Here is a 19398-nt window from a genome sequence, read left to right on the forward strand (position 1 = left end):
ATGGCAATCGAGGACGTCGGCATCATCCTGTCCGCCTACGACGGCGGCTTCAACGGCGAAGTGGAGGGCAAGCAGATCCGCGTCGTCGTCGAGTCGCCCGAGAGCGTCGTGCTCACCCTCACGGAGTGGGAGGACGACCGTCCCACCGACCGCGTCGAGCGCTACCAGCTCACCGTGACGCCCATCGTCGAGCCGGCACCCGCCGACTGACGCCAACCACTCGGAGCCGCCCGCGACACGTGGGCGGCTTCGTCGTTCCCGAGAGGAGGTGCCGCATGGGCAAGATCCTGTGGCCCAACGGAAAGACCATCCCCCCGAACTTCTCCGCCGAGGGGCACTTCGGTGAGCGCAACAGCACGGCGCCCGGCGCGTCGAAGTACCACCGCGGCCTCGACATGTGGGGCATCGGCATCGTCCGCGCTATCGCTGACGGCATCGTCGTCGCGGTCGGATGGGGCGCCGGCTTCGGCTGGGGCGGCGGCTATCAGGTGTGGATCCAGCACGACGGGTTCTTCTCGCGCAGCCTCCACCTGGTCACCGGCTCGTCGTCGCTGCGCGTCGGCGACCGCGTGTTCGCCGGCGACCGCATCGGCGTGGAGGGCATGACCGGCGCCTACCAGGTGCATCTGCACCTCGAGATCACGCCCGGCCAGTGGCACGCCCGCAATGACGGCCAGATCGACCCGAAGGCGTGGCTGTACGCACACGTCGGCGGGAGCAGCGCGGCGCCCGCGGACAGTGGCGCGCCCACCAACACCAACGCCGACGGATCCTCCGTCGCGAGAGAGTCCGAGGAGGACGCCATGAGCACGACCGACCACCGCTTCTACCGGCACCAGAAGGACGGCCGTATCTTCGTCGTCGCCGGCGCGCGCGCCGTCGACCTCAACGAGGCGGACGCGAAGAAGCTCATCGACATCCAGCGGCTCAACCACCGGATGAACCCCGACTACTTCCTCCCGGCGCCCGACTTCAAGAAGCCCGACAGCTTCTTCAACCTCGACCAGGCCGGGTGGAACCTCCTGCGCGCGGTCTACCCGCCCAGGAGCTGACCATGGTGCTCCGGCAGGCCGTGGCCCGGCGGGCGATGCTCGCTGCGGTCGCGGCCCTGACCGTCTGGTGCCTGGGCGTGGCGGGGGCGTCGATCATCGTCGCGCGCACGTTCGGGGGTGACGGATGACCCCGCCTGCGCACAGGTGATCGACGAGGGATCGGGGTGGGCCATGCCAGAGCTGTTCCAGACGCTCGGAGGTTGGGTCGCCCCGATCCTCGTCGCCGTCACCGCGGGCATCTTCGCGCTCCGCCCCAAGCGGGGATCGCTCGAGCACCAGATGATCGACCAGCTGCAGGAGTCGCTCGCCGCCGAGACCGCTGCCCGGGTGGCGCTCGAGGGGCGCTTCGAGTCGAAGTTCGACGAGCTGCGCCGTGAGGTGCGGATCCGCGACGACTACATCCTCGTGCTCCGCCAGCACATTGCCGACGGACGCGAACCGCCCCCGCCCGAGTGGCCGGCGGCCCTGCGATGACCGGAAGGACTCTGATGGACACGACAGACCTGCTCGACGCGAAGCGCCGCGACCTGCGCCGCCAGTGGCTGGTGAGCGTGCTGCTGCTGATCGTGATGATCGTCTCCGGCGGCGTGTGGATCGCGGATCTCACCCGGTCGCGCGACATGTGGCGTGACGAGGCGATGACGGTGCAGGACCAGCACGACGAGGTCGTGCGGCAGTACACGGCCCTGTACGACGAGTTCCTGCGGGAGACGGGCGAGGAGCCCGCCGCAGAGGCCCCTGAGGATGCCGCGACGGAGGTGCCCGACGTCGTCAAGGGCGCGCCCGGAGCGACCGGTCCGCAGGGAGCGCAGGGTATCCCCGGTCCGGTGGGGCCGCGCGGCGAGCGTGGCCTGCAGGGCGCGGACGGTGCGGCTGGGCGCGCGGGCGAGGACGGCGACGACGGCGCGCCCGGCCTCCCAGGACTTCCAGGCGCCGAGGGTGTCCCTGGACTGCAGGGACTGCAGGGCCCGACCGGCGCGACCGGCGCGACCGGTGCCACCGGTCCAGCCGGCGAAGCCGGCGCTCCCGGCGCTCAGGGCGAGCCCGGCCGGGATGGCGCGACGCCGACCGACGAGCAGATGCTGCTCCTGTTCCAGCGGATGTGCGAGGACACGGGCGAGTGCGTCGGCCCCGCCGGCCCGCAGGGACCGCAGGGCGAACCCGGGCCCCTCGGTCCTGTCGGTGCGACGGGCGCTCCCGGCCAGGACGGTGCACCCGGAACAGACGGCGCTCCCGGCGTCGACGGCGAGCCCGGCCCTGCAGGGCCACGAGGCGAGCCCGGCCCGCAGGGCGAGCCCGGAGCGACCGGCCCCACGGGAGCCACAGGTGCACCCGGCCCGGCCGGACCGCAGGGCGAGCCGGGCGGTCAAGGCCCCGCGGGCGCCGACGGCCGCGGCATCCAATCGCTCATGTGCGACTCCGCCACCCGACGGTGGACCGTCACGTACACCGACGGCACCAGCGCAGACGCCGGCGAGTGCATCGCCGCGCCGCCTGCCGAGCCCAACCCCACACCCACGGAAGGAACGACCCCATGACCGAACAGACCAGCATCCCCGACAAGGTGCAGCGCGTGCTGCGCACCGTCGTCCAGGTGATCCTGGGCGCCGTCGCCGTGCTCGGCATCTTCGTCGCCGTCGCGCCCCAGGTGCTTGCCGCGATCGCCGACGTGCTGCCCGCGAGCTGGGTCGCCTGGGCGGCCGGTGTGATCACGTCCCTCGCGGCCGTGTCCGCCGCGCTCGCGCGCGTCATGGCGATCCCCGCCGTCGACGCCTGGCTCAAGCGCATCGGGCTCGGCTCCGCGCCGCGCAGCGCTCCGACGATCGTCGTGCACGAGACCAAGGAGGGCTGAGGCATGGCTGACGTTCCTGGAGTCGTCCGATACGGGCGCATCGTCGGCAGGTTCGTCAGGTACCTCGCCGACAGCACCGACCCCGGCAGCGCGCCCGACGAGATCCCGCTGAACGGCACCGCCACGATCCGCGCGCTTGTGCCGGTGTCGAAGTGGCCGACGGCGAACCCGAAGCGCACCGCGATCGCCGAGCCGTACGTGTGCCCTGTGATCGACGGCGAGCTGTACCCGCCGGGCACGGAAGAGGGCGCGCTCCCGGCGGAGCGTGGTCTGTCTGTGATCTCCTCCTTCCAGCCTGAGGGCGAGCCGGACTACTTCCAGTGGGAGGCGAAGTTCCGCTTCGACGGCGTCACGAACCCGCCCGCCACGACCACGTTCGACGTTCCGGACGGTGGAGAGATCGACCTCGCTGACTTCATCCCCGCCGGCGGGCAGGCGAGCGTCGTCACGGTCGTGTCGTCTGAGGACCGCGTCGCCGCTGAGGACGCGAGCGCGACGGCGGTCGCCGCCGCGACGACAGCGACCGCGGCCGCGAGCACGGCGACGACGTCGGCGGACACCGCGACGGCGGCGCGCGCAACGACGCTCTCCGCCCGTGCGGAGGCAGTGACGGCGGCCGAGGACGCCACAGGCGCGGCCGGAGCGGCGACCACCGCGGCGGGCACGGCCGTCGTCGATGCCGCGCGCGCAGAAGCTGCAGCCGCGCTCGTCGACACCGCGCCCCTGCGCCGCGCGATCTACCCGGCGTCGCACCCGTCTGGGCTCATCGACGTCGCAACGACCACGACCTACACGGAGCGGCGTGCGCAGCTGCTGCCCGTCCGCGCCGAACGGTTCCGCGTCCGCGTGCGGAACCGTGACTTCCTCCGCGACCTCGACGGCGTCGGCACGCTCACCGGGCTCCAGCTGTGGATCGGGGAGCACAAGGTCACGGCCGCCGAGAGCATGTCGGGGGAGTTCGCGGCGACGCCCGTGCAGGTCTTCGGTGGGGTGTCGCTCGCCGGCGACGCCGAGTACGTGTCGCCGTGGATCGACCCGGCCGACTTCGAGATCCGCGGGGGAGTGCCGTTCCTCACTTCGATGCGGTTCACCGCCCCGGCGGGCGCGAAGCTCGCGATGGGCGTCGGCGCGCACTGGACGGCAGTGGACGCTCCTGCGGCCGCGGTGTCGCAGCTCGGCGCCGTGGGCGTGTTCGAGTCGCCCGGCTCGTACCTCGACGTCGCGATCGAGTACGAGGCGCGCACCGCGCAGCCGACGGTGCTCGTCCTGTCGAACAGCCAGGCCGAGGGCGCGAACGGCGGCGGCGTGCCGATGCGCGGCGAGCTGTCGTCCTGGCCTCACAAGCTGATGATGGCGACGGGCGCGCTCGTGTCGTCGCTCGCCGTGTCGGGTGCGTGGCTGGCGCACTTCGTCGACGACTCCCCGAAGCTCGCCGCGCTCGGCTCCGACTACGAGCCCGACATCGTCGTGCTCGCGTCGCTGCCGTCGTCGGACCTCAACGACGACGTGCCGCTCGCCGACGTGAAGGCGCACTTCGCCGAGCTCGTCGGCGACCTGCGGGCGCGCTGGCCGCGCGTGCGGATCGTCGCGACGACGACGCTGCCGCGAGGTGACCAGGGCGGCGTCAGCGAGGCGGTGCGCCGCGACTGGGACGCGTTCCTCGCGAAGCTGCCCTACGGCCTGGAGCAGGTCGCGGACCCGGCGGCCGTGCTGCGCGCGCCGGAGCGGTCCCGCCGCGGCCTCGTGCCCGCAGTGCCGTCGCCACACGCCGACCGCGTCCCGAACTTCGCGCTCGGCGCGACGGGCACGGGCGGCACGTTCGCTGCCGGCACGTACTTCTGGACGGTGACGGCGCTGAACGCGAACGGGCAGACCGCGCCCGCCCTCGAGGTGTCGAAGGCGCTCACCGCCGGGCAGACGCAGGAACTGCACTGGGATCCCGTCGTCGGCGAGCCCGCGCCCATCCTGTACCGCGTGTATCGCGGGACTTCGTCGCTGGCGTGGGACACGTGGGTCGGGGACGTCGCGCCCGGCACGACGAGCATCGTCGACACGGGGGCGTCGGCGGGCGCCGCGACCGTGCCGTCGTTCTACAACCTCACGCCCGACACCGCCGTGCTCGCGCCGGAGCACTGGGCGGGCACGGACTGGCTGCACTTCGACGAGCGAGGACACACGGCCGTGGCCGCGGCGATCGCGCCGCTGCTCGCGACGTCCCCGTACGGGACGGCCCTGGTCGCCGCGCGGGAGCTGCTGGTGAGCACGGAGGCGGCGGCCGACGCGGCGTCGGGGTCGCAGACCGCGGCGGCCGGGAGCGCGACGGCCGCGGCGGGCTCGGCGTCGGCCGCGGGCGACGCGAAGACGCTCGCAGAGGCCGCCGCGGCGTCCGCGGTCACGCCGGTGTCGTCGGGGAACGTGGGCGGGGCTTCGGCGATCACCGCCGCTCACTTCCCCTCGTTCCGGCGGCTCACGGTGACGGCCGCGGTCACGTTCTCGCTCGACACGGCGGGCCTGCCCGCGAACCGGGCGGTCGTCGCGGAGGTCCTGCTCTCGATGGGGGCGACGGTCTACGCGGTGACGTGGCCGGCGGGCATCGTCTGGCAGGACGGCGTCGCGCCCGCCGCGCTGGCCGCGAACCAGCGAATGCTCGTGCAGCTCGTGTGGACGGGCGCCGAGGTGCTCGGCGTGTACGGCGGGCGGTTCTGATGGTCCGCCGTCTCCGGCCCGCGCTGCGCACGGTGCGGAACCTGCACCCGCAGCCGGTCCCGACGTCGGCGACGGGCCGGTGGAGCTCGCAGACGCCCACGGGGAACACGAACACGCTGGAGGCAGGCACGGGCCCGATGGGCTCGGCCTGCCTCCGCGTCGACGTCACCGCGGCCGGCCAGCTGCGCCTGTACGTGAACAGCACGCAGGCCGCGAACCGCATCTCGCTCGAGGGCGCCACGACGGTCACGATCGGCTGCTGGGTGTACGCCTCGCGCGCGCTCACGGATCTGTGCTGGGAGCCGCAGATGCTCACGCCCGACGGGGCGACGTCGTCGTACCCGAAGTCGTCGGCGTTCAACCTCGTGGCCGGGTGGCAGTGGGTGTCCGCGACGGTCGCGGTCGTCGCCGGGCGCACACAGCTCGGGCAGATCAACCTGCTCGGCTCGACGAACACCGCGAACAACGTCCAGCCCGGCGACATCGTGAAGGCCACGCGCGCGATGATCGTCCCCGGCACGTACTCGGGCGTCTACTGCGACGGCAGCACGCCCGGCTGGAAGTGGGACGGGACGGCAGGCGCGAGCGCATCGACCGGCTGGCCCTACACGCTCGAGAGCGTCGCCGGAGCGCCCCGCATCGACGTCTCGAACCCCGCCGCAGGCGCGACGCTCGCCGCGCTCCCCGCGGGGGACGTGTCGATCTACTCGGTGTTCAACGACCCCACGCCGTCGGGCACCTCCGGCATCCACGAGGCCATCGGCCCGTACCGCCTCATGTGGAACGCCGCCGGGACGCGGCCAGCGCTCGGACGCAAGAACTCCTCCGGCGTCGCGCTCGAAACTGTCGCAGGCATCGACCCCGTCGCAGGCTGGAACGCCGTCGGCGTCGCGATGCGCCAGTCCGACACACGCCAAGGCATCTCGCTCCGCACATCGAACGTGGACGCCGGAGCATCCGGCACCGCAGCGACATCGTTCGACGGCACGCAGCCGCTTCGCGTCGGCACGCGCGACACGGGTGCGAACGCCGACCTGCTCACCGGGCGCATGCTCGTCTACCCCCGGTTCCACGACGCGACAGCACGGCAGGCCGTCCTCGCCTGGCTCCGCAACCGCTACGGTCTCGCGGCCTGACACACCACCGCCCCCTCTCGGCTACGGCCGGGAGGGGGCGGTTTCGTCGTGTCAGAAGGTCACGTCCCGTTTGCGTGACTCCGTTAGAGCTCGCACCTGCAGGCGGCTGACCTCCTTCTGGACGTCGGCCAGCGGGAACGCCTCATCCCAGAAGTATGCTGTGGCGATCTCGGGGTCGTACATGCGGAAGAGATCTTGTCCACTCGCTCCCTGCATCTGGTCCTTGGCTCCGATGAACCCGTCGACGAAGTGGTTGCGCTCGGCAGACTCCCACCACCGCTCGAGGCGCTCATCGAAGTGCTCGATGTGATTGCGGAGGTCCGTGTCTTGCAGCGGCGAGTCCTCCTTCACGCCGAGTGACTCTCGCAGCACGAGCCGTTTCGCGGACTTCTTGCCGCCGCTGCCCCACAGCGCCTTCGCGACATTCCCCGCACCGGCTAGAGCAACATGCATACCGAGCCAGACTGGCTCACTCGAGACGATCTTGAACGAGTGCAGATTTGCGTAGATGCGACGCAGTCCGGCGTCGACCATGGCGAACCCGTGCATCGACATCGCAGACTGCTCCGCGACCTGCCGTTGAAAGAGCCTCAACAACTTGACGTCCATGCCGAGAGAGTACAAGCCCATCAGCCCTCGGTGAACTTGGTTTGCCGCGCCATCGAGCGGTTGGGTCAGAGCGCGAACATGAACCAGAGCACCGGAATCGCGCCGAGGATGAGCCCGACGCCGGCCGGGATGCATCGCACCCGCCGCCGGCGCGCGATCACCACGGCCGGGATCGCGAACCCAAGCGCCGCGAGTCCGAGCACTACCGGCGCGCCGATCAGGATAAACGGCGACGGAATCGACAGCAGAGCGAGGATGCCCAGCACCAGGCCCGTGACCCCGAGCCCCGTCGGGGCCCCCTGCGCCCCAGGCAAGCCGGAGGGAACCGGAGCCGCGGGACGTCCCTGCTGCGCGCTCCACGCCTGGAACTGCGCGTACTGCTGCTGTTGGGCGGCCCGGAAGCCCGCCTCGTAGGCGGCGCGCTGCTGCTCGTCGGGACCGGGCGTCGGGAGCGTCATACCCGTCATGCTATCCAGCGGTCTCTGTCGCACTCGAGCACGGCGGCTTCGGTCATGATCGGAGCGATATTCTCACTGAGTGCCGACGTACAGGGATATGCCCAATGTGAGCAAGAGCGAGATCAATCGGTGTGGCGACTATCTAGCGACGCTCTACCGCATCCTTGACGACGGCGACGACGAGCGTCTGGAAGAGCACTTCGATCGCGAGACATACCTTCGTGCGACGGGTGTGGTTGACGACTTCCGTGCGGCGCACCAGAGGCCGCTCAGCATCACATCCGTGGGGCTACGGCAGTTCTACCAGTCGCAGCTTGGGCGATATCCCGTCGTGTCCCAGCGCCTTAAGCGTCTTCCCCGGATCATCCGGAAGCTGTCGAACATGGGGAACAGCAACCTTGCGCGGCTCGAGGACGTCGGCGGCACGCGGGCGGTCGTGCGTGATCTGGACGAGCAGCGCCGTCTCTGCGATCACATCGAGCGGCGATGGGGCGACCGCATCAAGCGTCATCGCGACTATGTCGGAGACCCCAAGGCGACCGGGTACCGGGCACGTCACTTCGTGATCGAGAAGTCTGAGCGTCGCATCGAGATCCAGGTGCGAACGCGGCTGCAGCAGCGGTGGGCCAACGCGATTGAAGCCGCTGACTCCCGCTTCAATCTGGCGTTGAAGGACGGCCGGGGCCCACAGGAGATGCTGGACTACTTCTCCACTAGTGGCGCTATGCTCTACTTCCAGGACGCAGACGCTCAACCGCCAGCTGAGCTCGCCGACCAGCACAACGCCGCAACCGACGCAGTCGTGGAAGCCGGCTACTTCGTCCGGAGAAGGAGAGACTGATGGCAACCGTGCACTTCCTCCTCGCTTACAGCCACAAGGAGCAGAAGCTCGTCTCACAGGACGAGTTCACCGACGCTAAGCGAGCTACCAAGGCGTACGCCGACGCGGAGGCGAACCACGCCGACGACTCCGATTACGAGATCGTTCTCATCGGCTCGGACAGCATCGAGACGATCATGAAGACTCACGGACACTACTTCTCAGGCGACAGCAACGACCTCCTCGCTGAGCTGTCCTTCGCGTAGGGACTCATCAGGCGAAGACGACCCCCTCGGCCACGGGCCGAGGGGGTCGTCTTCGCCTATCCGAGTGCTAATCCGCGAGGAGCAGCATCTGCTCGATCGGCGTCCTGATGTCGTCGCTCACCCAGTTTGCGATCCCGGGCTCGCTTGCGACTTCCGAAACGAAGTAGCTTGCGTGATCGCGCGTCTCGAGCGCGAACGATCCAATCAGGTCGTCACGGTGGTAGACGTTCCAACTGTACGGCGAGGTCCGGCGAATCGTGACCGAAGCACCGGATGTCTGGTACTCGAACACTTCGAGGGTCCTGAGGAGCTCGAACGCGTCGGCGTGCTGAGGGCCGGGACCTGTGCTTTCAGACATGACCCACAGCGTAGCGGGAGCAACGAGCCCATGCGGCGAGAGTGTCGGGGCTCGCTCGTACGCTCGTCGCCATGTCGATCCCGAAGCCGCCGTTCCATGTAATGCTCATGACGCAGGAGGTCGAGCCCGGGCACTGGCTGCTCGGTGACGCGAACTCCGGCACGATCGCGGACATCGAACTGCGCAGGACGAACGTCGGCCCCCGCTACCGGATCACGATGGCGGGCGAGGTCATGGGATGGACGACGAGCCTCAAGTCCGCCTGCGAAGGAGCGTGGGCGCGCCACGATCGCATGCGGGCGTCGGTGTACGACGGGGCACCGAATCGGCCGCTCCCTCGCCCCTCAGCGGTCCTCTGAGTACTCGAAGCCTTCCTCCCCGAGAATGAGCCGACACCCTGCCACGGGGCATCGTTGGACATCGGCAGTTGGGTGCAACACGACAAGGTGCACCGGGCACACGCCATAGACGTCAGGGACGAGGTCGGTGGAGAGGCGGTGCCACACGTCGGGCCGTGCGGTCGCGTACCGGCATAGCTCGACGAGGAGCTCGCTGACCGTGTCGATGTTGAGGAGTGTCAGCAGCTCCCGGACTTCACTCGACCCGAGGATGGGACGCAGCGTCTTGGGACTCATGAGCGAGCACGATGCCAGATGTGGGGCACCCGGTCGCAGCGCTTGACACTATTGATCGCGTGCGGCACGTCGATGCCGGGTCGTGGGGCGACGTGCGTGCCCGCGTTGCGTCGCTGCCATACCTGGGTATGTGGGCATGTGTCGATTTGACAACGTTCGATACGGCTGTGTGAGGGGCGGCGTAGCGTCGCGATATGGGGGAACTTCATTTCGGCATCGCGGGCGGGCGACTGCCACTCGACGATCGGACACTCGCACATCTCAAAGCGGTGATTCTCACGAGACTGCGCCGCCACGAAGCATTCGGGGTGTCCTGGGATAGCGAGGGTGGGCGCACGACGATCTGGCTTCACCCAGGGGTCTCGATCCGGTTCGTGTTCGACTCGTCGGAGCCCGTCGACCTCAACCCGGAGTGGCTGCAACGGCTGTCTGACGGTGTCACCTTGCGTGGGGGGATCGTCATCCAGCCCGAGCACGCCGAGCGGAGTGGAGTCGCGGACTCGCGATCACCTCGTCCTTGAAGGCGTGGGAGCCTTCGCTTACCCTGACGTCCAGGGTCGATCTGAGGGGGCGTCGGCTCTGGCGGAGCGTGAGCTCCGCAGATCGACGCATCCTCACGTTCCCCAGCAGCGTGAGGATGCGTCGATCGTTTCGCGAGGGGTGCCGTGATCAGCCGCCCTCTGGCCGGTCCCCGTACCTCACCGGCCCGTCGGGCCATTCGACGTCGCACCCGCGGCACCACCACGTGCCCCGCGGGTGCGCGTGCAGCACCGTCCCGCAGGTGGGGCAGTGCGGCTCGACGACGTCGGCCAGGAAGTCGCTCACACCGGCTGCTCCGTGCCGATGTCTAGCATCCCCGAACACCACTTGAAGAACAAGAACACGTACGCGAACAACAGGAAGCCTTGCACTGGCGGCAAGCCCCCGACAGTCGTCGCGGCCCAGTACGCGACCGCAAGGCTAAGGAGAGTCAGGAACCACACGACACCGCGGGTCTTCGTGGCGATTCGCGGGTGGAGCATAAGCGAGAAGGATGCGAGCGGTGGCACGATCGTCAGCACCACAGAAGTCACGTACTCGCTAGGGCGTACTTCGATGACGCCGACAACTTGGTCGAGCTCTTGAAGTGCAGGCAGGGCCAGTGCTCGCCATATGGCGAACGAGATCAATGCACCGACTGCTACGGAAGCTGCGGTCGACCGCCGTGAAGGGCGCTCTTGGACGGCGCTCATGACACGCGACGGACGCTGAGCAGCTCCTGCCCGGTCGCCTCTGCGGTCGTCGTCGCGGTGGGTCGAATCATCCCGATCAGCACGAGCCGAGCCTACGCCGGGTGTCGGTGGTCGGGGAGACGATGGGCGCATGCCAATCCCGTCTCCTGAGCAGCTGATCGACTTTGAGCGCGAGCACTGGACGACGTCGCCCGGGACGAAGGAGGAGCTCGTGAGACACGAGCTCGGCATCCCGCTCGCGCGGCACTACCAGCTGCTCGCGCGCGCCGTCGGGGACGAGCGCGGCATCCGCCACGATCCGCTCTGGGCGGCACGGATCCGTCGGCGCATGAGCGACCGCGCGGCCGAGCGTGGCCGGCGTTCCTCGGCGGCGTGACGTGGACACATTTTGGACACACTTCGTACCCTAAGGCCCCCTCTGACGCCCCATGAGACCCCCTCAAATTCCCCGGAATTACGCGGTAGAGCCTCTGTCGAGCGGGGTCGCTCAGAGTTCGATTCCCCCCAGCTCCACCGATCGCTGTCGCCGCACGGAGAGAAGGCCGTCCCTCGGGGCGGCCTTCTTCCGTCTCAGCCTCCGAACGCCGTGCGGAACCGCTCCACGGCGGTCGTGGAGTCGTCGGACGCCCACGCCTCCATCGCGACCACCCCCGTGTAGCCGAGGCGGCGCAGCGCGTCGGCGATCGCGGGGTAGTGCACCTCGCCGGTCCCCGGCTCGCGCCGTCCGGGGACGTCGGCGACCTGGATCTCGCCGATCCACGGCAGCGCCTCGGCGACGAGCTCGATGAGGTTCCCCTCGCCGATCTGCGCGTGGTAGAGATCGAGGTTCAGGCGCAGGTGCGGATGGTCCACGGCACGGACGAGCGCGAGGGTGTCGCGGGCACGGGCGAACGGCACGCCGGGATGGTCGACCGCCGTGTTGAGGTTCTCGAGCGTGAACACGCGGCCGTGGCGCTCGCCGAGCACGGCGAGCCGCTCGAGCGTGCGGGCGGCGGCGACCCAGTCGGCGCCTGTCGCCGTCTCGCCGGCCCGGACGGGCAGCCCTCGGGTGTCGAGCCCCGTCCCGTGCAGGTTCAGGCGCGGCGCGTCGATCGTCTCCGCAGCGCGCAGGGACTCCTCCGCCGTCTCGACGAATGCGTCGGCGCCGTCGGCGGTGACGAGGTCGCCCCGCAGGTAGCCCGTCATCGACGAGAACACGGCACCCGTGCCGGCGAGGGCGCCGAGGTCCTTCGTCGACCAGTCCCAGATCTCCACGAGGAAGCCGAGCTCGTGCAGACGGCTTGCTCGCTCGACGACGGGGAGGTCGGTGAAGACCATCTCCGCGCAGACGGCGAGCGGGATGGGCGCCGAGCTCATGACGCCGCGACCCGCGCAGGCGCACCGGACTCGTGCGACGCGATCGCGGCGAGGGCGATCGCGAGGGCGGCACGCGCGTCCTCCCCGCGAGGCCCGTCGTGCACTCCCGTGCGGATGGCCGTGGCGAAGGCGGCGAGCTCGTCGGTGTACGCCTGTGCGAACAGATCGACGTTGAGCCGCGTCGTGGACGCCGCGGCGCCGTCGGCGCGGTAGTGCCGCGCGCTCGTCGTCCGCACGTCTCCGGCGGCGACCATCCCGGCCGAACCGAACACCTCGCCGCGGACGTCGTAGCCGTACGCGGCGGAGAAGCTCGCCTCGGCCGTCGCGATCGCGCCGTTCGAGTAGCGGATGGTGACGATGGCCGTGTCGAGCAGGCCGGACGCCTTGAAGTCGGGAGCGACGAGTGCGTCGGCTGCGGAGAACACCTCGACGGCGTGCGCCCCCGCGTTGAACCAGTTCAGCGTGTCGAAGTCGTGGATGAGCGTCTCCGTGAAGATGACGTTCGGCTTCACGGCGGCGGGGTCGGTCAACCCGGGATCGCGCGTGAGCGAGCGCAGCAGCTGCGGCTCGCCGACTCCGCCTGACGCGACGATGCCGTGCGCCTCCGCGAAGTCGCGCGAGAACCGCCGGTTGAATCCCACCTGCAGGACGACGCCCGCGGTGCGCGCCGCCGCGATCGCGCGGTCGGCATCCTCGAGCGTGAGCGCCATCGGCTTCTCGACGAAAACGTGCTTGCCTGCCTGCGCCGCCGCGACGACGAGGTCGGCGTGCGTGAATGCGGGAGAGGAGATGACGACGCCGTCGATGTCGTCGGCGGAGAGGAGCTCGGCGGGATCCGTGTACGTGCGCGCGACGCCGAGCGGCTCGGCGACGCGGGCGGCGGCACCGGGCGAGGGGTCGGCGACGGCGACGAGCTCGGCGTCGGCGATGCGGCGCACGATGCTCTCGGCGTGGTAGGCGCCGATCCATCCGGAGCCGAGGAGTCCGAGGCGGACGGGGGTGGGTGCGGTCATGGGGTCCTCCGTGGACGACGATGTCGAACAGAACTAGATCGATCTAGTACAGGATGAGGGGAGTGGGCGATCCTGTCAAGATCGACCGCCGGGCCATCCGGCCGACACAATGGGGGGATGGCGCAGCAGGAGGGGCGCGGCCGCCCCACGATGAAGGACGTGGCCGAGGCGGCGGGGGTCTCGCGCGCCCTCGTGTCGATCGTCTTCCGGGATGCGCCGGGCGCCGGGGAGGAGACCCGCCGCCATGTGCGCGAGGTGGCTGAGCGACTCGGGTACCGCGTTGACCGGCGCGCGCAGCTGCTTCGGCAGAGCCGCACGCGCACGCTCGGGGTCGTCTTCGACGTGCATGCCGCCTTCCACGGCGAGATCGTCGAGGAGCTGTACCCCGCCGCCGACAGCCGCGGGCTCGCCCTCTCGCTGTCGGCCATCACGCCGATGCGGACGGAGGAGATCGCGGTGGAGTCGCTCCTCGACGAGCGGGTGGAAGGGCTCGTGCTCCTCGGCAGCGCGCTGCCCGCCGCCGCGCTCATGGACGTCGCCGATCGCCTCCCGTCCGTCGCCGTGGCGCGCCCGACCGGAGGAGCCATGCCGGCTGCCCGCACGGACGATCGCGCCGGCGGCCGGCTCGCGGCGCGGCATCTCGTGGAACTCGGCCGCCGTCGCGTCGTGTACCTCGACGGCGGCGACGTGGCGGGAGGGCGCGAACGACGGGAGGGGCATCTCGAGGCGATGGCCGAGGCAGGTCTCCCTGCCGACGTCGTCGCCGGCGGCCTCGACGAGGAGGCGGGGGTGCGCGCAGCGCGGGAGCTGCTCGATCGTTCGCAGCTGCCCGACGCCGTCGCCGCCTTCAACGACCGCTGTGCGATCGGCGTGCTCGACGTGCTCCTGCGCGCCGGCGTCGACGTCCCGCGGGAGATCGCCGTGATCGGGTTCGACGACATCCGCGCCGGCCGGCTCGAGACGATCGGGCTCTCGACGATCGCCCAGGATGCTGCAGGGCTCGCATCCGACGCCGTCGACCTCGTGGTCGACGGGCGACCGGGGGCCGAGCGGGTCCGTGCGCCACGGCTCGTCGTGCGCCGTACGACGGGGGGCTGACGCGATCCGTCAGGCCGGCTGCTGCTCCCGGCGCGCGGATCCGAGTCCGAACGAGGCGGCGAAGCCGATCGCGAGGAAGCCGGCCGCGGTGAACGCCGACAGCTGGGTTCCCGTCGTGAACGCCTCCTCCGCCAGGGCGATCTCGTCCCCGTCGAGGGACGAGATCGCCGCTCCCGCGGAGTCGACGACGCGGGACACGACAGCATCGCGAGCGCCGGCGTCGACGCCGGCATCGTCGAGCGACGACGACAGCGTCGCCCCCGTGCCGGTGAACAGCACGGTTCCGAGGATCGCGATGCCGAGCGCGGAGCCGACCTGCCGCGCCGTCGACTGGGTCCCGGACGCCTGCCCGGACCGCTCGACGGGGACATCCGCGAGGATGACGCCGGTCAGCTGCGCCGTCGCGAGCCCCACGCCGAACCCGTAGACGAAGAGGGTCGGGATGAGCCAACCCCATCCGGCGCCCGATCCCAAGGCGAGCGCGACGCCGACGATGCCGACGATCTCGGCGAGAAGGCCCGCTCGCACGACGATCACGGGGCGGACACGCGCACTGAGCGCGCCGATCAGCCCGCTGGCGCCGAATGAGCCGATGGCGAGCGCGAGGAGGACGAGCCCGGTCTGCAGGGCGTCGAACCCCTGGACGAACTGCAGCCACAGCGGCAGGGAGAGGATGATGCCGAACTCGCCGAGCGCCACGACGAGCGCGACGAGGTTGCCGCGCGCGAATGTCGGCACGCGGAAGAGGGAGAGGTCGAGGAGCGCGGGGCGCGCTCTCCGCGCTCGCGCACGGCTCCAGATGAGCAGGAGCACGAGAGCCGACGCGCTCAGCGCCAAGGCGATCGGGACGGGCGAGATCGTCGCCGTCCACTTCACGGGGCCCAGCTCGATGCCGTCCTCCGCCGTCCACCATCCGAACGTGCGCCCCTCGATCAGCGCGAAGACGAGTGCGCCGAACAGGACGACCGAGAGCGCGGATCCCACGAGGTCGATGCGCGCCGACGTCTCCCGCGACTCCCGCACGGTCGCGAGCACGCCGACGAGGACGAGGATGCCGAGCGGCACGTTGATGCCGAAGGCCCAGCGCCAGGAGAACGAGGTGGTGAGCCAGCCGCCGAGCAGGGGCCCGACCGCGGCCATCCCGCCGATCGTGGAGCCCCACACGGCGAACGCGATCGTGCGTTCGCGACCGCGGAAGCCGGCGTTGAGGAGCGAGAGCGTTGCGGGCAGGATGAGTGCGCCGCCCACGCCCTGCACCGTGCGGGCGAGGATGAGGAGCCCCCCGGTCGGCGCGAACGCCGCCGCCACGGACGCGCCCGCGAAGACCGCGACGCCCGTCAGCAGGGCGCGACGACGCCCGATGCGGTCGGCCGTCGCGCCGAAGAGGAGGAGCAGTGAGGCGAACACGAGCGTGTAGACCTCCTGGACCCATTGCACCTCGGTCGACGAGATCCCCAGGTCGGTGACGATCGCCGGCACCGCGACGTTGACGATGGTGGAGTCGACGATGATGAGCGAGACGGCGACGCTGATGAAGCCGAGTCCCCACCAGCGGCGCGGATCCGTGGATGTCATTGCTAGCCCATCTATTAAAGTGCCAGGCGTGATAAAAGCCTCGGTGGATATCGTACTCCTGCTGTCGAGGGGTTGCCGCGCGGGACGGGGGATGCCTAACGTCTCCCCATGAGAGCGATATGGCATGGCGAGATCGTGGCGGAGGCCGCACGCGAGGAGCTCGTGCGCATCGAGGGGAACTGGTACTTCCCTCCGTCGTCGGTGCGGGACGGTGCCCTGGCCGAGAGCGCGACCCCGTACACCTGCCCGTGGAAGGGCGTCGCGCAGTACTGGGACATCCGGAGCGGGGCGGGCCTCCCCGACGGGGCGTGGAGCTACCCGCATCCCTTCGACGGCGCGGCCGACCGGGTCGGCCGCGAGTTCGCCGGCTACGTCGCATTCGATCCCCGGGTGACGATCGAGGAGTGAATCAGGGACGTCCCTGATCCGCCCGAGCGGAGGGCTGTCCAGACTGGAGGACGATGTCCTCTCCGCCGCGCGCACGTCCGCTCCGCCTCGTCGTCCTCCTCTCGGCCGTCGCGGCGCTGATCGCGCTCGTCGTCGGGGTCGTGACGTGGGCCGCAGCCGCGGGCGAGCCCGAGGCGCTCGGCGACATCCGCTGGCCCGATTCGGGATCGGCCGCGGTGGCCGTGGCGGATGGCCCCGTCGTCGCCAGCTCGGACGACCCCGTGCCGATGGCGAGCATCTCCAAGGTCGTCACGGCGCTCATGGTGCTGGAGGAGCGTCCGCTGCAGCCCGGCGAGACGGGCGGCGACTACTGGTTCACGGAGGAGTGGGACGCCGCCTACCGGGAGTACCTCGCGCGCGGCGAGTCGGCGCTGAAGATCCCCGTGGGCGGGATGCTCACCGAACGGCAGCTGCTCGACGGGATGCTCGTCGGCTCTGCGTGCAACTACGCCGACATCCTCGTCGCGAGCATCTGGGGCGATGAGGCCGCGTTCGCGGAGGCAGCCGCGCGCTTCGTCGACACCCACGGGCTCGACGGCATCACGATGGTGGAGCCCACGGGCATCGACCCGCGCAACACGGCCACCCCCGCAGCGCTCATCGCGCTGGGACGCCTGGCGCTCGCCCATCCCGTCGTCGCGGAGATCGTCGCGCAGACGGCGGTCGACCTGCCCGGCGCCGGCATCGTCGAGAACACGAACGACCTGCTCGCCGACGCCGGTGTCGTGGGAGTGAAGACCGGCACCCTCGAGGGGAGCAGCCTGCTGTCGGCGAAGGATGTGCCCGACGGCGACGGCGGCACCGTGCGCGTCTTCGCCGTCGTCCTCGGGCAGCCGGATGACGACGCCCGGTTCACGGCGTCGCGTGCGCTCTACGCGCAGGCGGAGGCGATCGTCTCCCGGTGAGCAGGGCTCATCCGATCTCGCCGGGGAGGCGCACCGCCACCGTGACGGGGTCGCCCACGTCGATGCGCTCCGCGCGCTGCACGGCGGCCTTGACGGGCAGCAGGAAGCGCCCGTCCTTCGGCCACATCGCGGTGTCGAACCGGGTCTCGCCGATCGTCGCCGTGACGGGGATCTGACCCCAGTACGCGAGCCCGCGCGCGGCGTCTTTGACGTCGTCGGTCAGATCGCGCGGCAACGGGGCGAACACGTACGGTGCGGGACCCCGCCACTCGACGAGCACGCTCTCGAACGTCCACGCCATGAGCCGAGGATAGCGGCGGCTCGTCAGTCGAGCGAGGGGTCGCGGCCCGTGCGCAGGTCGGACTCGAGACCGGCGACGGCACGGAGGTCGTCGTCGTCGAGCGCGAACCCGAACACGTCGGCGTTGGCGCGGATGCGGTCGGGGGACACCGACTTCGGGATGACGACGGTGCCGAGCTGGAGGTGCCACCGGATGATGACCTGGGCGGTGCTGCGCCCGTGCTTGCGCGCGATCGCGGCGAGGACGGGATCGTCGAGCAGCCGCCCGCGCGCGAGGGGCGACCACGCCTCCGTGACGATGCCGTGCGACGCACCGTAGGCACGCAGCTCATGCTGGGGGAGCAGCGGGTGCAGCTCGATCTGGTTGACGGCGGGCACGACCTCCGTCTCGGCGAGGAGCCGGTCGAGGTGCGCGATCGCGAAGTTCGACACCCCGATGGAGCGGGCACGGCCATCCGCCCGCAGGCTCTCGAGCGCACGGTAGGTCTCGACGTAGCGGTCGCGCGAGGGGATCGGCCAGTGCACCAGGTAGAGGTCGACGTAGTCGGTGCCGAGTCGGCCGAGGCTCGCGTCGAATGCCCGCAGCGTCTCGTCGTAGCCGTGGTCGTCGTTCCACACCTTCGTCGTGACGAAGATGTCCTCGCGCGGCACGCCGCTCGTGCGGAGCCCCTGTCCGACCCCGCGCTCGTTGGCGTACAGTGCGGCGGTGTCGATGTGGCGGTAGCCCGCATCGAGTGCCGTGCGCACGCATGCGGCGGCCTCGTCGTCGGGGATCTTGTAGACGCCCAGCCCGAGCTGCGGGATGGTGCGTCCGTCGGGGAGCGGGATGGCCGGCACAGGGAGCGTCGTCATGCACACCACTCTGCCGCACGTCCGCGCGCGTGCCGGGAGTAGAGTCCGCTCATGATCCCGATCGAGAACCTCGCGGCGTTCGGGGTGGCGGCGATCGCGATCATCGTCATCCCCGGTCCCAGCGTGCTGTTCGTCATCGGCCGCTCGATCGCTCTCGGCCGCAGGGCCGGCGTGCTGAGCGTCGTGGGCAACGCCGTCGGCACGGTGCCGGCGCTCCTGGCCGTCGCCTTCGGCGTGGGGGCGGTCGTCGCCTCGTCGGCCGTCGCCTTCACGGTGATCAAGCTCGCGGGCGCCGCGTACCTCGTCTGGCTGGGCGTGCAGGCCATTCGGCACCGTGGTGCGCCCGCGCGGGCGCCGCTCGGACGTCGTTCGAGCACGCGCACCCTGCTCGCGGAGGGTTTCGTCGTCGGGGTCACGAACCCCAAGACGATCGCGTTCTTCGTCGCCGTGCTGCCGCAGTTCGTCGACCCCGGTGCTGGAGCGGTGTGGGCGCAGCTTCTCCTGCTCGGCGTCGTGTTCGAGGCGCTCGCTCTCCTGTCCGACAGCATCTGGGCGCTCGCGGCGGGCACGGCGCGCACCTGGTTCGCGCGGTCGCCTCGCCGGGTGTCGGCGCTGTCGGGGGCGGGCGGAGTCCTCATGATCGGCCTCGGCGGTGCGCTCGCGCTCACCGGCTCGAAGAGCTGACGGTGGATCCGGACGTCGGCTGCAAGATCCGGCGTGCTCGCGAC

General features: G+C 70.6%; 28 protein-coding genes. 17 read left to right on the forward strand and 11 right to left on the reverse strand.

The genetic code is table 11. From position 1 onward, the window contains the following. The 8 genes from ABD998_RS00700 (at position 1) to ABD998_RS00735 (ending at position 6746) form a co-directional block, all read left to right on the forward strand. Positions 1–210: a hypothetical protein gene (locus ABD998_RS00700; protein ID WP_345434902.1), complete on the forward strand. Its 210-nt coding sequence runs from the start codon at positions 1–3 to the stop codon at positions 208–210. Positions 211–275: 65 nt separating this feature from the next. After that, entirely contained in the window at positions 276–1052 is a 777-nt protein-coding gene (locus tag ABD998_RS00705; RefSeq protein ID WP_345434904.1) for a M23 family metallopeptidase, read from the forward strand. 2 nt (positions 1053–1054) lie between these two features. Continuing rightward, positions 1055–1180, forward strand: a complete 126-nt coding sequence (locus tag ABD998_RS00710) for a hypothetical protein (protein ID WP_345434906.1) — start codon at positions 1055–1057, stop codon at positions 1178–1180. Beyond that, complete coding sequence (locus ABD998_RS00715; RefSeq protein WP_345434908.1) at positions 1170–1526, forward strand: hypothetical protein; 357 nt, start codon at positions 1170–1172, stop codon at positions 1524–1526. Before ABD998_RS00710 ends, ABD998_RS00715 begins: the two co-directional genes overlap by 11 nt. A gap of 14 nt (positions 1527–1540) precedes the next feature. After that, the gene (locus ABD998_RS00720) at positions 1541–2590 is read left to right on the forward strand and encodes a collagen-like domain-containing protein (RefSeq protein ID WP_345434910.1); all 1050 of its coding nucleotides are present in this window, start codon (positions 1541–1543) and stop codon (positions 2588–2590) included. Next, positions 2587–2904 carry a hypothetical protein gene (locus ABD998_RS00725; RefSeq protein WP_345434912.1) on the forward strand — a complete coding sequence of 106 codons (318 nt, stop codon included), beginning with the start codon at positions 2587–2589 and terminating at the stop codon, positions 2902–2904. Before ABD998_RS00720 ends, ABD998_RS00725 begins: the two co-directional genes overlap by 4 nt. Before the next feature lie 3 nt (positions 2905–2907). Then, positions 2908–5610 carry an SGNH/GDSL hydrolase family protein gene (locus ABD998_RS00730; protein WP_345434914.1) on the forward strand — a complete coding sequence of 901 codons (2703 nt, stop codon included), beginning with the start codon at positions 2908–2910 and terminating at the stop codon, positions 5608–5610. After that, on the forward strand, positions 5610–6746 hold the full coding sequence (locus ABD998_RS00735; RefSeq protein WP_345434916.1) for a hypothetical protein: 1137 nt from the start codon (positions 5610–5612) through the stop codon (positions 6744–6746). Before ABD998_RS00730 ends, ABD998_RS00735 begins: the two co-directional genes overlap by 1 nt. Positions 6747–6797: 51 nt before the next feature. Here ABD998_RS00735 and ABD998_RS00740 read toward each other — a convergent pair whose 3' ends face one another. After that, positions 6798–7355, reverse strand: a complete 558-nt coding sequence (locus tag ABD998_RS00740; RefSeq protein WP_345434918.1) for a hypothetical protein — start codon at positions 7353–7355, stop codon at positions 6798–6800. Positions 7356–7420: 65 nt separating this feature from the next. Further along, positions 7421–7813 (reverse strand): hypothetical protein, encoded by a 393-nt coding sequence (locus tag ABD998_RS00745; protein ID WP_345434921.1) that lies wholly within the window; start codon positions 7811–7813, stop codon positions 7421–7423. Between the two features lie 79 nt (positions 7814–7892). Here ABD998_RS00745 and ABD998_RS00750 point away from each other — a divergent pair, with 79 nt between their 5' ends. Both ABD998_RS00750 and ABD998_RS00755 read left to right on the forward strand, forming a co-directional pair. Next, positions 7893–8654, forward strand: coding sequence for a RelA/SpoT domain-containing protein (locus ABD998_RS00750; protein ID WP_345434924.1), 762 nt, complete (start codon positions 7893–7895; stop codon positions 8652–8654). Next, positions 8654–8899, forward strand: coding sequence for a hypothetical protein (locus tag ABD998_RS00755; RefSeq protein WP_345434926.1), 246 nt, complete (start codon positions 8654–8656; stop codon positions 8897–8899). Before ABD998_RS00750 ends, ABD998_RS00755 begins: the two co-directional genes overlap by 1 nt. A gap of 67 nt (positions 8900–8966) precedes the next feature. Here ABD998_RS00755 and ABD998_RS00760 read toward each other — a convergent pair whose 3' ends face one another. After that, a complete protein-coding gene (locus ABD998_RS00760) occupies positions 8967–9257 on the reverse strand; it encodes a hypothetical protein (protein WP_345434928.1) in 291 nt (96 codons plus the stop codon). 71 nt (positions 9258–9328) lie between these two features. On the opposite strand from ABD998_RS00760, the gene ABD998_RS00765 reads away from it, so the two are divergent. Continuing rightward, the gene (locus ABD998_RS00765; protein WP_345434930.1) at positions 9329–9616 is read left to right on the forward strand and encodes a hypothetical protein; all 288 of its coding nucleotides are present in this window, start codon (positions 9329–9331) and stop codon (positions 9614–9616) included. Here ABD998_RS00765 and ABD998_RS00770 read toward each other — a convergent pair. Beyond that, positions 9602–9892, reverse strand: a complete 291-nt coding sequence (locus tag ABD998_RS00770) for a hypothetical protein (RefSeq protein ID WP_345434932.1) — start codon at positions 9890–9892, stop codon at positions 9602–9604. The two genes, ABD998_RS00765 and ABD998_RS00770, sit on opposite strands and share 15 nt — an antisense overlap. 194 nt (positions 9893–10086) lie before the next feature. Here ABD998_RS00770 and ABD998_RS17830 point away from each other — a divergent pair, with 194 nt between their 5' ends. Continuing rightward, positions 10087–10413 (forward strand): DUF7882 family protein, encoded by a 327-nt coding sequence (locus ABD998_RS17830; RefSeq protein WP_459076804.1) that lies wholly within the window; start codon positions 10087–10089, stop codon positions 10411–10413. A 148-nt stretch (positions 10414–10561) separates the two neighbouring features. On the opposite strand, the gene ABD998_RS00775 is transcribed toward ABD998_RS17830, so the two are convergent. Further along, the gene (locus tag ABD998_RS00775; RefSeq protein ID WP_345434934.1) at positions 10562–10717 is read right to left on the reverse strand and encodes a hypothetical protein; all 156 of its coding nucleotides are present in this window, start codon (positions 10715–10717) and stop codon (positions 10562–10564) included. Then, complete coding sequence (locus ABD998_RS00780; protein WP_345434936.1) at positions 10714–10953, reverse strand: hypothetical protein; 240 nt, start codon at positions 10951–10953, stop codon at positions 10714–10716. The genes ABD998_RS00775 and ABD998_RS00780 overlap by 4 nt, the downstream gene beginning before the upstream one ends. A 301-nt stretch (positions 10954–11254) precedes the next feature. On the opposite strand from ABD998_RS00780, the gene ABD998_RS00785 reads away from it, so the two are divergent. Continuing rightward, positions 11255–11500 carry a DUF3263 domain-containing protein gene (locus tag ABD998_RS00785; RefSeq protein WP_345434938.1) on the forward strand — a complete coding sequence of 82 codons (246 nt, stop codon included), beginning with the start codon at positions 11255–11257 and terminating at the stop codon, positions 11498–11500. Between the two features lie 194 nt (positions 11501–11694). Here ABD998_RS00785 and ABD998_RS00790 read toward each other — a convergent pair whose 3' ends face one another. Together ABD998_RS00790 and ABD998_RS00795 are read right to left on the reverse strand one after the other, a co-directional pair. Next, positions 11695–12480 carry a TIM barrel protein gene (locus ABD998_RS00790; protein ID WP_345434940.1) on the reverse strand — a complete coding sequence of 262 codons (786 nt, stop codon included), beginning with the start codon at positions 12478–12480 and terminating at the stop codon, positions 11695–11697. Beyond that, positions 12477–13493, reverse strand: coding sequence for a Gfo/Idh/MocA family oxidoreductase (locus ABD998_RS00795; protein ID WP_345434942.1), 1017 nt, complete (start codon positions 13491–13493; stop codon positions 12477–12479). Before ABD998_RS00795 ends, ABD998_RS00790 begins: the two co-directional genes overlap by 4 nt. Positions 13494–13610: 117 nt before the next feature. On the opposite strand from ABD998_RS00795, the gene ABD998_RS00800 reads away from it, so the two are divergent. Then, positions 13611–14591, forward strand: a complete 981-nt coding sequence (locus ABD998_RS00800; protein WP_345434944.1) for a LacI family DNA-binding transcriptional regulator — start codon at positions 13611–13613, stop codon at positions 14589–14591. 9 nt (positions 14592–14600) lie between these two features. Here ABD998_RS00800 and ABD998_RS00805 read toward each other — a convergent pair whose 3' ends face one another. Next, on the reverse strand, positions 14601–16166 hold the full coding sequence (locus ABD998_RS00805; RefSeq protein ID WP_345434946.1) for an MFS transporter: 1566 nt from the start codon (positions 16164–16166) through the stop codon (positions 14601–14603). 108 nt (positions 16167–16274) lie between these two features. Between ABD998_RS00805 and ABD998_RS00810 the strand changes: the two genes are divergently transcribed. Both ABD998_RS00810 and ABD998_RS00815 read left to right on the forward strand, forming a co-directional pair. Next, positions 16275–16574, forward strand: coding sequence for a DUF427 domain-containing protein (locus ABD998_RS00810; RefSeq protein ID WP_345434948.1), 300 nt, complete (start codon positions 16275–16277; stop codon positions 16572–16574). A gap of 53 nt (positions 16575–16627) precedes the next feature. Continuing rightward, positions 16628–17518, forward strand: coding sequence for a D-alanyl-D-alanine carboxypeptidase family protein (locus ABD998_RS00815; RefSeq protein WP_345434950.1), 891 nt, complete (start codon positions 16628–16630; stop codon positions 17516–17518). A 7-nt stretch (positions 17519–17525) separates the two neighbouring features. On the opposite strand, the gene ABD998_RS00820 is transcribed toward ABD998_RS00815, so the two are convergent. Both ABD998_RS00820 and ABD998_RS00825 read right to left on the reverse strand, forming a co-directional pair. Further along, positions 17526–17819, reverse strand: a complete 294-nt coding sequence (locus ABD998_RS00820) for a DUF1905 domain-containing protein (RefSeq protein ID WP_345434952.1) — start codon at positions 17817–17819, stop codon at positions 17526–17528. Positions 17820–17842: 23 nt separating this feature from the next. Beyond that, positions 17843–18670: an aldo/keto reductase gene (locus ABD998_RS00825; protein ID WP_345434954.1), complete on the reverse strand. Its 828-nt coding sequence runs from the start codon at positions 18668–18670 to the stop codon at positions 17843–17845. Positions 18671–18721: 51 nt separating this feature from the next. Between ABD998_RS00825 and ABD998_RS00830 the strand changes: the two genes are divergently transcribed. Beyond that, positions 18722–19354, forward strand: a complete 633-nt coding sequence (locus ABD998_RS00830; RefSeq protein WP_345434956.1) for a LysE family translocator — start codon at positions 18722–18724, stop codon at positions 19352–19354. The last annotated feature ends 44 nt before the right edge of the window (positions 19355–19398 follow it).

It is taken from the genome of Microbacterium gilvum (assembly GCF_039543865.1).
Classification (GTDB): Bacteria; Actinomycetota; Actinomycetes; order Actinomycetales; family Microbacteriaceae; genus Microbacterium; species Microbacterium gilvum.

Bases quoted from the DNA above. Each gene is read 5' to 3' on its own strand.
- ABD998_RS00795 (WP_345434942.1), bottom strand. From the start codon at position 13,493: ATGACCGCACCCACCCCCGTCCGCCTCGGACTCCTCGGCTCCGGATGG.
- ABD998_RS00765 (WP_345434930.1), top strand. From the start codon at position 9,329: ATGTCGATCCCGAAGCCGCCGTTCCATGTAATGCTCATGACGCAGGAG.
- ABD998_RS00710 (WP_345434906.1), top strand. From the start codon at position 1,055: ATGGTGCTCCGGCAGGCCGTGGCCCGGCGGGCGATGCTCGCTGCGGTC.
- ABD998_RS00700 (WP_345434902.1), top strand. From the start codon at position 1: ATGGCAATCGAGGACGTCGGCATCATCCTGTCCGCCTACGACGGCGGC.
- ABD998_RS00760 (WP_345434928.1), bottom strand. From the start codon at position 9,257: ATGTCTGAAAGCACAGGTCCCGGCCCTCAGCACGCCGACGCGTTCGAG.
- ABD998_RS00730 (WP_345434914.1), top strand. From the start codon at position 2,908: ATGGCTGACGTTCCTGGAGTCGTCCGATACGGGCGCATCGTCGGCAGG.
- ABD998_RS00825 (WP_345434954.1), bottom strand. From the start codon at position 18,670: ATGACGACGCTCCCTGTGCCGGCCATCCCGCTCCCCGACGGACGCACC.
- ABD998_RS00805 (WP_345434946.1), bottom strand. From the start codon at position 16,166: ATGACATCCACGGATCCGCGCCGCTGGTGGGGACTCGGCTTCATCAGC.
- ABD998_RS00745 (WP_345434921.1), bottom strand. From the start codon at position 7,813: ATGACGCTCCCGACGCCCGGTCCCGACGAGCAGCAGCGCGCCGCCTAC.
- ABD998_RS00785 (WP_345434938.1), top strand. From the start codon at position 11,255: ATGCCAATCCCGTCTCCTGAGCAGCTGATCGACTTTGAGCGCGAGCAC.
- ABD998_RS00820 (WP_345434952.1), bottom strand. From the start codon at position 17,819: ATGGCGTGGACGTTCGAGAGCGTGCTCGTCGAGTGGCGGGGTCCCGCA.
- ABD998_RS00770 (WP_345434932.1), bottom strand. From the start codon at position 9,892: ATGAGTCCCAAGACGCTGCGTCCCATCCTCGGGTCGAGTGAAGTCCGG.
- ABD998_RS00815 (WP_345434950.1), top strand. From the start codon at position 16,628: ATGTCCTCTCCGCCGCGCGCACGTCCGCTCCGCCTCGTCGTCCTCCTC.
- ABD998_RS00720 (WP_345434910.1), top strand. From the start codon at position 1,541: ATGGACACGACAGACCTGCTCGACGCGAAGCGCCGCGACCTGCGCCGC.
- ABD998_RS00725 (WP_345434912.1), top strand. From the start codon at position 2,587: ATGACCGAACAGACCAGCATCCCCGACAAGGTGCAGCGCGTGCTGCGC.
- ABD998_RS00800 (WP_345434944.1), top strand. From the start codon at position 13,611: ATGGCGCAGCAGGAGGGGCGCGGCCGCCCCACGATGAAGGACGTGGCC.
- ABD998_RS00735 (WP_345434916.1), top strand. From the start codon at position 5,610: ATGGTCCGCCGTCTCCGGCCCGCGCTGCGCACGGTGCGGAACCTGCAC.
- ABD998_RS00755 (WP_345434926.1), top strand. From the start codon at position 8,654: ATGGCAACCGTGCACTTCCTCCTCGCTTACAGCCACAAGGAGCAGAAG.
- ABD998_RS00740 (WP_345434918.1), bottom strand. From the start codon at position 7,355: ATGGACGTCAAGTTGTTGAGGCTCTTTCAACGGCAGGTCGCGGAGCAG.
- ABD998_RS00830 (WP_345434956.1), top strand. From the start codon at position 18,722: ATGATCCCGATCGAGAACCTCGCGGCGTTCGGGGTGGCGGCGATCGCG.
- ABD998_RS00790 (WP_345434940.1), bottom strand. From the start codon at position 12,480: ATGAGCTCGGCGCCCATCCCGCTCGCCGTCTGCGCGGAGATGGTCTTC.
- ABD998_RS17830 (WP_459076804.1), top strand. From the start codon at position 10,087: ATGGGGGAACTTCATTTCGGCATCGCGGGCGGGCGACTGCCACTCGAC.
- ABD998_RS00810 (WP_345434948.1), top strand. From the start codon at position 16,275: ATGAGAGCGATATGGCATGGCGAGATCGTGGCGGAGGCCGCACGCGAG.
- ABD998_RS00705 (WP_345434904.1), top strand. From the start codon at position 276: ATGGGCAAGATCCTGTGGCCCAACGGAAAGACCATCCCCCCGAACTTC.